At 64.2% G+C, this 13831-nt stretch carries 12 protein-coding genes; 10 read left to right on the plus strand and 2 right to left on the minus strand.

Annotation, left to right across the window (positions count from 1 at the left end; genetic code table 11):
- The first annotated feature begins 275 nt into the window (after nucleotides 1-275).
- The 4 genes from IWW33_RS00950 (at nucleotide 276) to IWW33_RS00965 (ending at nucleotide 6087) form a co-directional block, all read left to right on the plus strand.
- Nucleotides 276-1328 carry a 2,5-dihydroxypyridine 5,6-dioxygenase gene (locus IWW33_RS00950; protein WP_046785574.1) on the plus strand — a complete coding sequence of 351 codons (1053 nt, stop codon included), beginning with the start codon at nucleotides 276-278 and terminating at the stop codon, nucleotides 1326-1328.
- 68 nt (nucleotides 1329-1396) lie between these two features.
- Nucleotides 1397-1873: a MarR family winged helix-turn-helix transcriptional regulator gene (locus IWW33_RS00955; protein WP_174141416.1), complete on the plus strand. Its 477-nt coding sequence runs from the start codon at nucleotides 1397-1399 to the stop codon at nucleotides 1871-1873.
- Between the two features lie 167 nt (nucleotides 1874-2040).
- A complete protein-coding gene (locus IWW33_RS00960) occupies nucleotides 2041-2508 on the plus strand; it encodes a (2Fe-2S)-binding protein (protein ID WP_046785575.1) in 468 nt (155 codons plus the stop codon).
- A 15-nt stretch (nucleotides 2509-2523) separates the two neighbouring features.
- Entirely contained in the window at nucleotides 2524-6087 is a 3564-nt protein-coding gene (locus tag IWW33_RS00965; protein ID WP_174141415.1) for a molybdopterin cofactor-binding domain-containing protein, read from the plus strand.
- A 16-nt stretch (nucleotides 6088-6103) separates the two neighbouring features.
- Here IWW33_RS00965 and IWW33_RS00970 read toward each other — a convergent pair whose 3' ends face one another.
- The gene (locus tag IWW33_RS00970) at nucleotides 6104-6742 is read right to left on the minus strand and encodes a TetR family transcriptional regulator (protein ID WP_115275155.1); all 639 of its coding nucleotides are present in this window, start codon (nucleotides 6740-6742) and stop codon (nucleotides 6104-6106) included.
- 307 nt (nucleotides 6743-7049) lie between these two features.
- Here IWW33_RS00970 and IWW33_RS00975 point away from each other — a divergent pair, with 307 nt between their 5' ends.
- A complete protein-coding gene (locus IWW33_RS00975; protein WP_046785578.1) occupies nucleotides 7050-7316 on the plus strand; it encodes a hypothetical protein in 267 nt (88 codons plus the stop codon).
- 106 nt (nucleotides 7317-7422) lie between these two features.
- Here the strand turns inward: IWW33_RS00975 and IWW33_RS00980 are convergent, their stop codons facing one another.
- On the minus strand, nucleotides 7423-7674 hold the full coding sequence (locus IWW33_RS00980; RefSeq protein ID WP_174141414.1) for a hypothetical protein: 252 nt from the start codon (nucleotides 7672-7674) through the stop codon (nucleotides 7423-7425).
- Nucleotides 7675-7932: 258 nt separating this feature from the next.
- Between IWW33_RS00980 and IWW33_RS00985 the strand changes: the two genes are divergently transcribed.
- From IWW33_RS00985 to IWW33_RS01005, 5 genes are all read left to right on the plus strand, one after another.
- Nucleotides 7933-9342 (plus strand): amino acid permease, encoded by a 1410-nt coding sequence (locus IWW33_RS00985; protein WP_119688765.1) that lies wholly within the window; start codon nucleotides 7933-7935, stop codon nucleotides 9340-9342.
- 122 nt (nucleotides 9343-9464) lie between these two features.
- Nucleotides 9465-10001: a 2,4'-dihydroxyacetophenone dioxygenase family protein gene (locus IWW33_RS00990; RefSeq protein WP_046785581.1), complete on the plus strand. Its 537-nt coding sequence runs from the start codon at nucleotides 9465-9467 to the stop codon at nucleotides 9999-10001.
- Nucleotides 10002-10098: 97 nt separating this feature from the next.
- The gene (locus tag IWW33_RS00995) at nucleotides 10099-11004 is read left to right on the plus strand and encodes a LysR family transcriptional regulator (RefSeq protein ID WP_046785582.1); all 906 of its coding nucleotides are present in this window, start codon (nucleotides 10099-10101) and stop codon (nucleotides 11002-11004) included.
- A gap of 71 nt (nucleotides 11005-11075) precedes the next feature.
- Entirely contained in the window at nucleotides 11076-12338 is a 1263-nt protein-coding gene (locus tag IWW33_RS01000; RefSeq protein ID WP_174141413.1) for an aminotransferase class III-fold pyridoxal phosphate-dependent enzyme, read from the plus strand.
- A 185-nt stretch (nucleotides 12339-12523) separates the two neighbouring features.
- The gene (locus IWW33_RS01005; protein ID WP_046785584.1) at nucleotides 12524-13750 is read left to right on the plus strand and encodes an MFS transporter; all 1227 of its coding nucleotides are present in this window, start codon (nucleotides 12524-12526) and stop codon (nucleotides 13748-13750) included.
- Nucleotides 13751-13831 lie beyond the last annotated feature (81 nt).

Raw genomic sequence — 13831 nt, forward strand, 5'->3', positions numbered from 1 at the left:
TAGAGTGTATACGCTGTATTTTTTTATTGGGAAGGGGAATATTCAAAAAAATTCAAACGGGTGATCGAAATCGGCGAGCCGGCTAGATGTAACCGTATTATCTAGGCTATGTGTGGATTCGTAACGTTTCAACGCACCACTTGCGCTTGCAGGCCGGATACGCTTTCATCAACGCATATAGGGCGTACACACTATTAATTTGCACCGAGATAAAGCGCCCCGCACCACTGCGGTGCGGCATTTCGGTTTCATCGAGGCCTGCCAGGAGAAAGCTGATGCCGGTTAGCAACGCAGAACTGACCCAGATGTTCGAACACGTACTCAAACTGTCCCGGGTGGACGAAACTCAGAGCGTCGCCGTGCTCAAGAGCCACTACTCCGACCCGCGTACGGTCAGTGCCGCGATGGAAGCGGCGCAGCGGCTCAAGGCGAAGGTCTACGCCGTGGAATTGCCCGCGTTCAACCACCCCACGGCCATGGGCAACGACATGACCGCCTACTGCGGCGACACCGCCCTGACCGGCAACCTGGCAGCCCAGCGGGCGCTGGAAGCCGCCGACCTGGTCGTCGACACCATGATGCTGCTGCACTCACCCGAGCAGGAGCAGATCCTGAAGACCGGAACGCGCATACTGCTGGCGGTCGAACCCCCGGAAGTCCTGGCGCGCATGCTGCCCAGCGAAGACGACAAGCGCCGCGTGCTGGCCGCCGAAACCCAGCTCAAGCAAGCCCGCACGATGCAGGTGCGTTCCAGGGCCGGCAGTGATTTCCACGCCCCACTGGGCCAATACCCGGCCGTTACCGAATACGGCTATGCCGACGAGCCCGGCCGCTGGGACCACTGGCCAAGCGGCTTTTTGTTCACCTGGCCGAACGAGGACAGCGCCGAAGGCACGCTGGTACTGGATGTGGGCGACATCATCCTGCCGTTCAAGAACTACTGCCGCGAGCGCATCACCCTGGAGATCGAGAAAGGCTTCATTACCGGCATCCATGGCGGCTTCGAGGCCGAGTACCTGCGCGACTACATGAAGTACTTCAACGACCCCGAGGTCTACGGCATCTCCCATATCGGCTGGGGCCTGCAGCCGCGTGCCCAGTGGACCGCCATGGGGCTGCACGACCGCAACGACGGCATGTGCATGGATGCCCGCGCGTTCTATGGCAACTTCCTGTTCTCCACCGGCCCCAACACCGAAGTCGGGGGCAAGCGCAAGACCCCCTGCCATCTGGATATTCCGCTGCGCAACTGCGATATCTACCTGGATGACCAGGCCGTGGTGCTGGCCGGTGATGTGGTCGCGCCTGAGGAGTCCAAGGCGCGATAGTGGTTATACTGGCCCGGCGCCCCGTTCCGGGGGGCCGGCCAGCCAACCCACACAGCCCAAGCCAACCCATGTCGAATAAAAACACCCCCGCTCCCGCTGCACCCGACACTACCCCCTACGACGTGACCGAACAGGTCGGCCACCTTTTACGCAAGGCCTACCAACGGCACACCGCGATTTTCCAGCAACAGGCGTGCGACCCGCAGTTGACCTCGATCCAGTTCGTCACCCTGTGCGCCCTGCGCGACCACGGCCCCAGCTCCCAAGCCGAACTGATCAAGGCCACCGCCGTCGATCAGGCGACCATCCGCGGCATTGTCGAACGCCTCAAGGCACGCGGGCTGATCGAGCTGTCACCAGACCCGGATGACCGGCGCAAGGTCATTGTCGGGCTCACCGACAGTGGCGCAGCCTTGCTCGATGCGATGATCCCCTGCGCCCGGCAAATCAGTGAACTGAGCATGGGCTGCCTGAACGCCGCAGAGCGGGTGGCGATCCTGTTTCTGCTGCGCAAGATGATCGACGGGGACGATCAGGCGGGCTGAGCGCGCCCAATACCCCGAGCAACCCCTACGGAATCGTCCCTGGCCTGCTTCTTGCCTGAACATTTCATGTAGTGAGTACTTACCTAAACAAGCGCACCACTTGAGTGGTTTGGTAGCGCAGGTACTCGCTTTTGAACGGCATGCAAACTTCCAGAGATGAGCCAACCATGCAAATCACCCTCCCCCTGCGGGTCAACGGCCAGGATGTCGAAGTCAGCGCCATGGCCGACACGCCCTTGCTCCTGGTCCTGCGCAACGACCTGCGCCTGAACGGCCCCAAGTACGGCTGCGGCCTGGGCGAGTGCGGGGCGTGCACGGTGATCATCGACGGCGTGGCCGCACGCGCCTGCGTGATCCCGCTGTCCGGCGCCGCCAACCGCGACATCACCACCCTCGAAGGCCTGGGCAGCAAGGCCGCGCCACACCCGGTGCAACAGGCGTTCATCGATGAGCAGGCCGCCCAGTGCGGCTACTGCATGAACGGCATGATCATGACCGCCAAGGCCCTGCTCGACCGCATCCCCGACGCCAGTGACGAACAGATCCGCAACGAACTGTCAGGCAACCTGTGCCGTTGTGGCACCCATGTCGAAATCCTGCGCGCAGTGCGCCGCGCTGCCGGCCGCCAGGCCTGAGACCCGGAGCAGAACATGAACCACTCCCAACACGTTCCCACCCGCGACCAGTTGCTGGGCAAAACCGGCGTACTGTTGATCGTCGACCAGATCACGCCGCCCTCGGGCCCTGTGGCCAAGGGTGTGACACCCACGGTCAAGGCGCGTGAGCTGGCGCTGTTTCTTGCCGTAAGCGATGACGGCATGGTCTACGCCTTCAATGGCCACGTTGACCTGGGCACCGGCATCCGCACTTCGCTGGCTCAGATCGTTGCCGAAGAACTCGACCTGCGCATGGACCAGGTGCACATGGTGCTGGGTGACACCGAGCGGGCGCCGAACCAGGGCGCTACCATCGCCAGCGCGACCCTGCAGATTTCCGCCGTGCCGCTGCGCAAGGCCGCAGCAACGGCGCGGCGCTTCCTGCTGGAACAGGCCAGCCTGCGCCTGGGCTGCCCGGTGCAGGCGTTGCGCATGGATGCCGGCACGCTGATTACCGAAGATGGCCGCACCCTGAGCTTTGCCGACCTGGTCGGCGGGCAGCGCCATCAACTGCACATTGCCGACGATGCGCCGCTCAAGGCCGTCGAGGATTACCGCCTGGTCGGTCGCAGCGCGGCACGGGTGGACATCCCTGGCAAGGCGACCGGCGAACTGACCTACGTCCACGACATGCGCCTGCCCGACATGCTGCATGGCCGGGTGATCCGCCCGCCCTATGCAGGCCACGACAGTGGCGAGTTCGTCGGCAACAGCCTGCTGGCAGTGGACGAATCGTCTATTGCCCATGTGCCGGGGGTGGTCGCGGTGGTGGTCATCCGTGACTTCGTCGGTGTGGTTGCCGAGCGTGAGGAGCAGGCGATCCGCGCCGCCCATGATTTGAAGCTCAGCTGGAAGCCGCTCACCGGCAAATTGCCTGACCTCAGCGATGTCGCTCAAGCAATCCGCGACAACCCCCGTGTGCAACGCACTGTGCTGGACCAGGGCGATGTCGACGCCGGCATCGCCAACGCCAGCCAGCGCCTGAGCCGCAGCTATCTCTGGCCCTACCAGTTGCATGGCTCGATTGGCCCCTCCTGCGCGCTCGCCGACTACACCGACGGGCAGATCCGCGTCTGGTCGGGCACCCAGAACCCGCACCTGCTGCGTGCAGACCTGGCCTGGCTGCTGGACTGTGCCGAACAACGCATCGAGATCATCCGCATGGAAGCGGCCGGCTGCTATGGCCGAAACTGCGCCGACGATGTCTGCGCCGATGCAGTGCTGCTGTCGCGTGCAGTCGGCCGCCCGGTGCGGGTGCAGCTGACCCGCGAGCAGGAACATGCCTGGGAACCCAAGGGTACCGCGCAACTGATGGAAATCGATGGCGGCCTGAATGCCGACGGCACGGTCGCCGCCTACGATTTCCAGACCAGCTACCCCTCCAACGGTGCACCTACGCTCGCCCTGCTGCTCACAGGCGCGGTGGAGCCGGTACCGGCACTGTTCGAAATGGGCGACCGCACCTCCATTCCCCCCTACGACTACGAGCACATGCGCGTCACCATCAATGACATGACGCCCCTGGTACGCGCCTCGTGGATGCGTGGTGTGTCGGCCATGCCCAACAGCTTCGCCCATGAGTCCTACATCGACGAACTGGCCTTTGCAGCAGGCGTCGACCCGGTCGAGTACCGCCTCAAGCACCTCAGCGATCCGCGCGCCATCGACCTGGTCAAAGCCACGGCCGAGCGCGCCGGCTGGCAGCCGCGCACCGAGCCCATGCAGACACCCGCCGAAGGTGATGTGTTGCGCGGACGCGGTTTCGCCTATGCACGCTACATCCACAGCAAGTTCCCGGGCTTCGGGGCTGCGTGGGCGGCCTGGGTCGCCGATGTTGCAGTGGACCGGCGCACCGGCGAGGTCGCCGTGACGCGTGTGGTCATCGGCCATGACGCCGGCATGATGGTCAACCCCGACGGGGTGCGGCACCAGATACACGGCAATGTAATTCAGTCCACCAGCCGCGTGCTCAAGGAGCAGGTGAGCTTCGAAGAATCGACGGTGGCGAGCAAGGAATGGGGCGGATACCCGATCCTGACATTCCCCGAGGTGCCGGCCATCGATGTAATGATGCTGCCGCGCCAACACGAGCCGCCGATGGGCAGCGGTGAATCAGCCTCGGTACCCAGTGCAGCAGCCATCGCCAACGCCGTGTTCGATGCCACCGGCATTCGTTTCCGCGAGCTGCCGATCACGGCTGAGCGGGTGCGCGAGGCACTGAGTGGCGATGGCCAGGGCTCCGACGGGCCGGCGCCGGCACAGCCCGCGCCGAAGCGCTCGAAATGGTGGTTCGGCTCGATCGCCGGAGTGTTCGGCGCCGCGTTGGGCATGGCCGCTACCGCCCTGCCCTGGCGCGCTGAAATCGCCCCGGTGACACCACCTGCTGCTGGCAGCTGGTCGGCCTCGATGCTCGAGCGCGGGCGCCAAGTGGCTGCTGCCGGCGACTGTGCTGTCTGCCATACGGTACAAGGCGGCAAGGTCAATGTCGGTGGCCTGGCGATGGAGACTCCGTTCGGTACGCTCTACAGCACCAATATCACTCCCGATCCGGATACCGGTATCGGCCGGTGGTCGTTCGCCGCCTTCGAACGGGCCATGCGCGAAGGCATCAGCCGCGACGGCCGGCACCTGTACCCGGCCTTTCCCTACACGTCATTTCGCAACATCACTGACGCCGACATGCAGGCCCTGTACGCCTACCTGATGTCGCAAACGCCTGTGTACCAGGCGCCCTCGGCCAATCAGATGCGCTTCCCGTTCAACCAGCGCCCACTGATGGCCGGCTGGAACGCGCTGTTTCTCAAGCGCGGCGAATACCAGCCCGACCCGCAGCGCAGCGAGCAATGGAACCGTGGCGCCTACCTGGTCGACGGGCTCGGCCACTGCGCGGCGTGCCACTCGCCACGCAACCTGATGGGCGCGGAGAAAAGCGGCAACAGCTACCTAGCCGGCGGCATGGTCGATGGCTGGGAAGCGCCTGCACTCAATGCCCTGGGCAAGTCATCGACCCCCTGGAGCGAGAATGAGCTGTTCACCTACCTGAGCACCGGTTTTTCCGACAAGCATGGCGTGGCTGCCGGCCCCATGGGGCCGGTGGTCAGCGAACTGGCAACTTTGCCGCAAAGCGATGTACGCGCCATTGCCCATTACCTGGCCTCACTGGACGGCACGCCGCAGGCGGTCGCAGCCAAGGCGCCAGCGCAAGTCGACACCCAGGTGTCCCTGAGCAATGGCGAGCGGGTGTTCAAGGGCGCGTGCATGGCCTGCCACAGCGACGGGCTGGGGCCGAAGCTGTTCGGGGTCAGCCCGTCCATGGCTGTGAACAGCAATGTTCACAGCGACCTGCCGGACAACCTGCTGCGCGTGATACTGCACGGCATACCGGCGCCGGCGACACGTGAGCTGGGCTACATGCCAGGGTTCAAGGACAGTTTGTCGAACCGCCAGGTGGCGGACCTTGCCGCTTACCTGCGCCAGCGCTTTGCGGCCCAAAAGCCGGCCTGGGAGGGGCTGGTGGCCAAGAGCGCTCAGGTGCGCGCCAACCCCGGCAGCCATTGACCCGTGCGCTTGCCCGTCAGCAGCGCAGCCCGCGCAAGGCCAGGTCGCTGATGAACGCCAGCCAGTCGGACTTGGCCTGTTTATCGGCCAGGTCCACGGCAAGAAACGAACTGAGCGTGTAGCGGTTGGAGTTATAGAAATAGCAGAGCGAGGCAATCATCAGGTAGGTGTGCCTGATGTCGATATCCGTGCGGAACACGCCCTTGGCCTGGCCCGCCTCGACGATCGGCCGCAGTACGCCGACCGCCTCGCCGGACAGCCCCTTCAGGTTTTGCGACTGCCTGACGTGCTTGCCCTGATGGAGGTTCTCTGTGGCCAGGAGGGTGACGAATTCGGGATGGCGCACGTAGTAGTCCCAGATGAACGCCACCAGCTCGCGCAGTGCCGCCTCGGGGTCGGAAAGGTCCAGTCGCAGCTTGGCTTCAGCTTGGTTGAAGCTTGCGTAGATGTGCTCCAGCACGCTGATGAACAGCTTTTCCTTGTTGCCGAAGTAGTAGTAGATCATCCGGTCATTGGAGTTTGCCAGCGAGGATATCTGCTCGATGCGCCCGCCAGTGAAGCCTTCCTTGCTGAAGACCTTCACCGCCGCCTGAAGAATGTTGTGCCTGGTGCGGTCCGCCTGCTGGGCGCGAACACCGGTTTTGCGAGTTTGCATGTGGAACCACTGTGGGGCTGGCCAGATGCCTAACACTGCCACAGACGTTGGGCCTTTGCGCGGCTTTTTCAGGTGCAGCGCCAACCATCGACAGCACTGCGCCCGGACGCATCATCACGATGCCGGCTGCTCGCCTACGTGCCGCGTGCGCCCGCCGCCGTTTGGCGCACGGTGCAGGCGCCCTCGTGAAAACAGGCTAAGCTCGGGTTTCCGAGGCCACACCAGTGCCCGGCAAAGCATCGCAGGTCCATCGTCGCTCGGGCGATCCACACCGACGGGCCGTTAACGGCTCAAAGAGGGTGCAGCAATGGCGACAATCGAGACAACAGCGCTCGCTCAGGGGCTGCAGCAGGTGGAAAACAGCTGGCAGGCATATCTTGCCTCGCAAAAGCACGCACAGGGGCTGACCGGTGAGCAGCTCAGCACAGCGCTCAAGGCCTGTAGCCGCGATTACATCAGGTTCCAGAACCAGAGCCAGCAGTTCTACGCTGAAGTACGCAAGCGCGTGGGGGATGCTGAAAAGCTGGAACTTGACCGGGTGCTTTACCCTCACCACTTCACCGACAAGCACTGAGACACCTGCAGACCAGTGGCTTGCTCGAGCAGGCAGGCGCTGATGCACCGGTGTGAACCCATCGGGTATACAGAGGCCCAGGGCGCCTGACCCTGGGCCGGGGCCATCACGGCTTGATTTTTTGCCAAGGCTGATAGCTGTACCGTTCAGCCTCAGAAGCCCTGGACGGGTCCGGCCGACCCGAACCTCTTTCGCCTTCCGTGCGCGCCTTCTCATCCCTATGGTCATCAGAAGCCTGTGCTTTGGAGCGCTCGTCCTGCTCACTGTCCTCGTCGTCTTCCCCGGTTGGCCAGTCTGCGTCCTCATAGGGTTTGGCACCTGGGGCATCGATATCCGTGAAGCGCTTGCCAGTGGTCATACGCACCTCTCAATGCCCAGAAGTCCTGGGCTGTTTCGAGTGTGCGCCTTCCCGTCCGGCAACAGGGTTATATCGGACCGACTGCGCGGCCCTGCCCTGCCTGCCGGGTACTGCCCTGCTCAGCTATGAACTGTGTTCACACCCGGTGTGACGCCTGGCCGGCTAATCCCACACGCCTTTGCCGCTTAAGGTGACCCTGCAAGGCCGTTGCGCAGACGGCCCACGACAACAACAAGCGAGCAACCGAGGTGCAAGCCGATGCGTGGCGATCAAGGCAATACAAACAACAAGCTGGGGACGGGCTTGAAAGGCAGGCAGGTCACGATGATCTCGATCGGCGGGGTAATTGGCGCCGGCCTGTTCGTGGGCTCCAGCAACGCCATCGTCACCGCCGGGCCGGCGGTACTGGTGGCGTACCTGATTGCCGCAGCGATCGTGGTGCTGGTCATGCAGATGCTCGGCGAGATGGCCACGGCGCGGCCAGACACCGGCTCGTTTTCCTCCTACGCCGACCAGGCCATCGGGCGCTGGGCCGGGTTTTCGATTGGCTGGCTGTACTGGTGGTTCTACGTGCTGGTGATCGCCATCGAGGCCATCGTTGCCGGCAACATCCTGGGTGACTGGCTGGGCTTGCCGCACTGGCTCACCGCCTTTGCCATGACCTTGGTACTGGTCTTGTGCAACAGCCTCAGTGTCGGTTCGTTCGGTACGCTGGAGTACTGGCTGTCGCTGTTCAAGGTGGTGTCGATCGTCAGCTTCATCGGGCTCGGCGTGCTGGCGATCCTGGGCCTGATGCCCGGCTCGGCCACCAGCGGCATCAGCAACCTGTACGCCAACGGCGGCTTCGCCCCCAACGGCAATGTGGCCATCGTCGCTGCGCTGCTGACCGCGATGTTCAGCTTCCAGGGCAGCGAGGTGGTGACCATCGCCGCCGCCGAATCACCCGACCCCAAAGCCAACATCAAAAAGGCCATCCGGGCCGTGGTGTGGCGCCTGGGCCTGTTCTACCTCGGCTCGATGTTCGTGGTGGTGTGCCTGATCCCGTGGAACGCCCCGGGCCTGGCCCAGGGCTCGTACCAAGCGGTGCTGAACGCGATGAACATCCCTTGGGCGCCGGGCATCATGAGCATCGTGGTGCTGGTGGCCGTCACCAGCTGCCTGAACTCGGCCATCTACACGGCGTCGCGAATGGTCTATTCACTGGCGCGCCGCGGCGATGCGCCCGACGCTGTTTCCCGCACCACCGCCCAGGGCGTGCCGCTACTGGCTGTGGCCCTGACCTCGGCGGCCGCACTGGCGGCGCTGGCCGCCAACTATCTGCTGCCGGCCCAGGTGTTCCAGTTCCTGCTGGCCACCAGCGGTGCACTGGCCCTGCTGATGTACCTGGTGATCGCCATCACCCAACTGTGCATGCGCCGCAAGCTGGTTGCCCTGGGCAGGCCACTGGCGGTGCGCATGTGGCTGTTCCCTTGGCTGACCCTGTTCACCATCGCCTTGATCGTCAGCGTGTTCGCCATCATGGCGGCGTTCCCCGGCCAGCGGGCCGAGTTGCTCAGCACCCTGGGGCTGACGGCCGTGCTGGTGGCCATCGGCGTCTACCTGCAAAAGCGCCAGCCGGCGCTGTCGGCCCAGCGCAGCGCCTTGCAGTTCGAGGCCTGCCAGCCGTGACCCCGCGTCACAGCTGCTGTGCCGAGCAAGCCCTTTTTCGCCCTGCAGCGCATCCCTAAGCTGCCTGCAACCCCGGCCCTGAACGGGCCGGGGATTCAAGAAACCCAACTGTGGAAGCCCTCATGAGCATTGCCCCCAAACCCGACGAACTGGCCATCCCCTATCAACTGCCGCAAGTACCGTTCATGTCCCCCGACATGGTCCACCCCGGTGTACTCGGCAAGTGGCTCGAAGACGACCAACTGTGGGTCCCGGTGACCGCTTCGGTATCGTTCAAGCCCTTGCTGCTGAGCGTCTCTGGCGGCTATTACATCAACCTGCTGCGGGTGCGCCAGAGCGGTGTGCTGTCGCGTCACCGCCACACCGGCGGCGTGCACGCACTGGTGCTCAAGGGCCGCTGGTACTACCTGGAGCACGACTGGGTCGCCGAGGAAGGCTCGTTCGCCTTCGAGCCACCAGGCGAAACGCACACCCTGTTCGTGCCGCAGGACGTCGAAGAGATGATCACCTGGTTCCACGTGCAAGGCGGTTACACCTATGTCGACCCACAAGGGGTCGCCGTGGGGTACGAGGACGTGTTCACCAAGCTTGAGGCCGCCCGCGCCCACTACAAGGCGCTCGGCCTGCCGGACGATTACATCGAGCAGTTCATTCGCTGAACGGCCACCACGCCACCCGACCCGCGTATCCCGATGCACGCGGGTTGCCACCCCGACGCGGCGCTGCCAGCATTCTGCTGATCACCGGAGGCAGAACATGGACAACTACTCACAACTGCTGGCCTTCCTCGGCGCTGCCGAACACGGCAACTTTTCAGCCGCGGCGCGTGCTTGCGGCATGACGCCGTCAGCCATCAGCAAGCTGATCTCGCGCCTGGAGGACCGCCTGCAGGTGCGCCTGTTTCAGCGTGGCACCCGCAGCCTGACGCTGACCGAGGAAGGTGCCGCCTACCTGGTCAGTGCCCGTGCAGTCAGCAATGCCATGGCCGAAGCCGACTCGCTGGCCGAGGCGTTTCCTACCCGCGTCAGCGGCACGCTGCGGGTCCACACCATGACCACCTTCGCCAAGCACCAGATCATCCCCTGGCTGCCGGAGTTCCTGGCTGCCTACCCGGGGCTGACCGTGGATATCCAGGTTGGCGCGCAGTTCAGCGACCAGTTCGACCAAGGGCTGGACGTGGCGATCCACAGTGGCGTGCTGCCCGACTCCTCGCGCATCGCCCGCAAGATCGGCCAGAGCCGTTGGATCCTCTGTGCATCGCCCGCCTACCTGGCCGCGCACGGCACACCTGCACACCCTGGGCAGCTGTTGCAGCACACTTGTTTTTCCTTTGGTTTCAGCAGCGTGTGGAACACCTGGGGGTTCGTGGTCGATGGCCAGGCCATCACCGTACCGGTGGTTCCCAAGGCCACGTTCGCCCAGGGCGACCTGCTGCGCGACCTGGCGCTGGGCGGCGCCGGCATCGTGCGCCTGGCGGAGTTTCATATTGGCCAGGACATCCAGGAGGGCCGCCTGGTCCCTCTGCTGCAGGCATACGCCCAGGACAGCGTCGAACCGCTCTACATGATCTACACCAATCGCAAACACCTCAGCCCGCGAATCCGCGTGTTCCGCGACTTTCTCGAACAGAAGCTCGCCAGCAGCCCGTGGAACACCCGCTGAGGGGACGAAATCCTGCCAGCAGAACCTGACGCGCCGTCAGCAATGCTGCGCACAATTACACAGAGGTACTCATGCGCAATCTCGTAGGCGATGTTTCCAGCGCCGCCCGTATCCTGCCCGCACTCGACGGTCAGGCATTGTTCATCCGCAACGGCAAAGGCCCGTACCTGTGGGATGACCAAGGCCAGCGCTACATCGATACCGCACTGGGCTTCGGCGCCGTACTGCTCGGCCATGCCGATGACAGCGTCAATGCGCAGGTGGCCCAGGCCCTGGGCGACTCCGCATCGCCCTCTTGGGCCCACGTGCGCGAACATGCTGCTGCCAGTGCGCTGGCAGCGCACACCGGCACACTCAGCCGCGTGATCTTCACCAACTCCGGCAGCGAGGCCGTGCACCTGGCCTGCCGCGCTGCCCGCGCTTACACCGGGCGCGGGCGAATCGCCAAGATGGCAGCCGGTTTCGACGGCTGGTTCGACGATGTCAGTTTCGGCAACGTCGGCTCGCCCGAAGCCGCGTTCGCTGATGGCGAGCGCCCCTCGACAGGCCGTACCACACTGCTGCGTTTCAACGACTTCGACGATGTGGAGCGGTTGTTCGCGCAGGACCAGGACATCGCTGCCGTGCTGCTGGAGCCGATGCTCGCCAACGCCGGCTGCATCATGCCGGCGCCAGGTTACCTGCAGCATGTGCAGGCCGTGGCTCATCGCCATGGTGCACTGGTGATCAGCGACGAAGTGCTGATGGGCTTTCGCCTGCATGCCGGCCTGGCCAGCCTGCAGGCAGGCCTTGACCCGGACATCGCCAGCGTCGGCAAAGCCATCGGCAACGGCGTGCCGGTATCGGCCATCGTCGGCAAACCGCACATTCTGGCGGGCTTCGAAGAGGGCAAGGTGCTGCGCGGCGGAACCTTCAGCGGCAACCCGATGGCCTGCGCAGCGGTGCTCGCCACGCTGGCAAAACTGGACAGCGCCGCTTACCCACAGCTGATCGAGCGTGGCGAGAAGCTGCGCCACGCCGTGCAGGCGATCTTCAAGGCCCAGGGCATCACCATCAGCACCAGTGGCTACGGCAACGTGTTCGCCATCTGGCCATGCGAACGCGCGCCCTCCGATTATGAAGAAGCCGCCGCGTTCGCCGACGCCGCGTTCAGCCAGGCGCTGCACCTGGCGCTACGTGCCGAGGGCGTGCTGGTGATGCCCTCGCCGTATGGCCGTATCTACCTGTCGTTCGAGCACAGCGATGAAGTCGTCGAACAGATGAAGCACGCGTTCGAAGCGGCGGCAGCTCGCCTGGCTCCACGTTTTGCAAAGGGTGGCGTCAACACCCGATGACGTGAGGGTGCAGCACACAAGCAATCAGAAAGGCGCCTGCATGGGCGCCTTATCAATCGCACTGATGATCACTATCGAAAGACCCGCCTGTCGGCCTGGCAGACAGGCCCCGTATACTCCTCCCCGAATTCTCCCCGCTCCACGCGCCTGCTCAAGGCGACACTCCCCTTCTGGAACCCCGCACCATGTCAAATACCAGCCCGGCCCCAAGTGGCCTCCCCGAACACAGTCAGCAAAGCGTCAAACAGCAGTGGCTGGCGATACTCTCGGTCGCCGTGGGTGCCTTCGCTTTGGTGACCAGCGAGTTTCTGCCGGTAGGCGTATTGAACGATGTCGCCAGTGACCTGGGCATAAGTGCAGGCCACGCCGGCCTGATGGTCACCCTGCCCGGCATCATGGCCGCCCTCGCCGCGCCCTTGCTGTCGGTGGGCATCGGTGCACTGGACCGGCGCTATCTGCTGATCGGCCTGACGCTGATCATGATCATTGCCAATGCGGTGGTGGCCTACGCCAGCGACTTCAACCTGCTGCTGTTCGGCCGCGTTTTGCTGGGCATCAGCATCGGCGGTTTCTGGGCTACCGCCATTGCCCTGAGCGGCCGCCTGGCACCCAAGGGGGTGGGCGTTGCCCAGGCCACCTCGATCATCATGGTCGGTGTGACCCTGGCCACTGTGCTGGGCGTGCCGGTAGGCACCTGGCTCAGTGGCCTGCTGGGCTGGCGCATGACTTTTCTGGTCACCGCCCTGGTAGGCGTACCGGTGCTGCTGGCGCAGATCCTGCTGCTGCCGCGGCTCAACCCGGACAAGGCCATCCGCATCAGTGACCTGCCGGCGCTGTTCATCAACCCACAAGCCCGGGTGGGCCTGATTGCGGTATTGCTGATCGGCCTGGCGCATTTTGCCGCCTACACCTACGTCGCGCCCTTCTTCAAACAGAATTCCGGTTTCGATGGGCCGACCATCGGTTCGCTGTTGCTGCTGTATGGCGTGGCCGGGGTGATGGGGAACATTTTTGCCGGTTTCGCCGCCAACCAAAGCGTGCGTCACACCCTGTTGCTGGTCGCGTTGATGATCGGCATCAGCACCGCCCTGTTCCCCCACTTCGCCACTGGCATGACTGGCGCGGCGATGCTGATCGCGCTCTGGGGCTTCGCCTTCGGCGCCTTCCCGGCCTGTGCCAGCATCTGGATGTTTGTCGTTGCACCCAAGGATGTCGAACGCGGCATGCCACTGTTCGTCGCCATGTTCCAGGTGATCATCGCGCTGGGCTCGTTCTTCGGCGGGCAGATCGTCGACCAGTTGGGCAGCTCGGTGCTGCTGAGTCTGGCCACGGCGCTGGTGGGCTGCGGGTTCGTCACGGTGCTGGTGCTGGGGCGCAGCGTCAGCAATAGCGCTGTGGCTGAGGCTTGCTGACAGGCAGGGTGCAATCACCACGAATTCAACGACATACACCTGGCATCCCGCGTTACCATTGACCCCTACCCGAAGCATGGA

It is taken from the genome of Pseudomonas sp. M2 (assembly GCF_015751845.1).
Taxonomy (GTDB): Bacteria; Pseudomonadota; Gammaproteobacteria; order Pseudomonadales; family Pseudomonadaceae; genus Aquipseudomonas; species Aquipseudomonas putida_E.

Bases quoted from the DNA above. Each gene is read 5' to 3' on its own strand.
- IWW33_RS00950 (WP_046785574.1), top strand. From the start codon at position 276: ATGCCGGTTAGCAACGCAGAACTGACCCAGATGTTCGAACACGTACTC.
- IWW33_RS00955 (WP_174141416.1), top strand. From the start codon at position 1,397: ATGTCGAATAAAAACACCCCCGCTCCCGCTGCACCCGACACTACCCCC.
- IWW33_RS00960 (WP_046785575.1), top strand. From the start codon at position 2,041: ATGCAAATCACCCTCCCCCTGCGGGTCAACGGCCAGGATGTCGAAGTC.
- IWW33_RS00965 (WP_174141415.1), top strand. From the start codon at position 2,524: ATGAACCACTCCCAACACGTTCCCACCCGCGACCAGTTGCTGGGCAAA.
- IWW33_RS00970 (WP_115275155.1), bottom strand. From the start codon at position 6,742: ATGCAAACTCGCAAAACCGGTGTTCGCGCCCAGCAGGCGGACCGCACC.
- IWW33_RS00975 (WP_046785578.1), top strand. From the start codon at position 7,050: ATGGCGACAATCGAGACAACAGCGCTCGCTCAGGGGCTGCAGCAGGTG.
- IWW33_RS00980 (WP_174141414.1), bottom strand. From the start codon at position 7,674: ATGACCACTGGCAAGCGCTTCACGGATATCGATGCCCCAGGTGCCAAA.
- IWW33_RS00985 (WP_119688765.1), top strand. From the start codon at position 7,933: ATGCGTGGCGATCAAGGCAATACAAACAACAAGCTGGGGACGGGCTTG.
- IWW33_RS00990 (WP_046785581.1), top strand. From the start codon at position 9,465: ATGAGCATTGCCCCCAAACCCGACGAACTGGCCATCCCCTATCAACTG.
- IWW33_RS00995 (WP_046785582.1), top strand. From the start codon at position 10,099: ATGGACAACTACTCACAACTGCTGGCCTTCCTCGGCGCTGCCGAACAC.
- IWW33_RS01000 (WP_174141413.1), top strand. From the start codon at position 11,076: ATGCGCAATCTCGTAGGCGATGTTTCCAGCGCCGCCCGTATCCTGCCC.
- IWW33_RS01005 (WP_046785584.1), top strand. From the start codon at position 12,524: ATGTCAAATACCAGCCCGGCCCCAAGTGGCCTCCCCGAACACAGTCAG.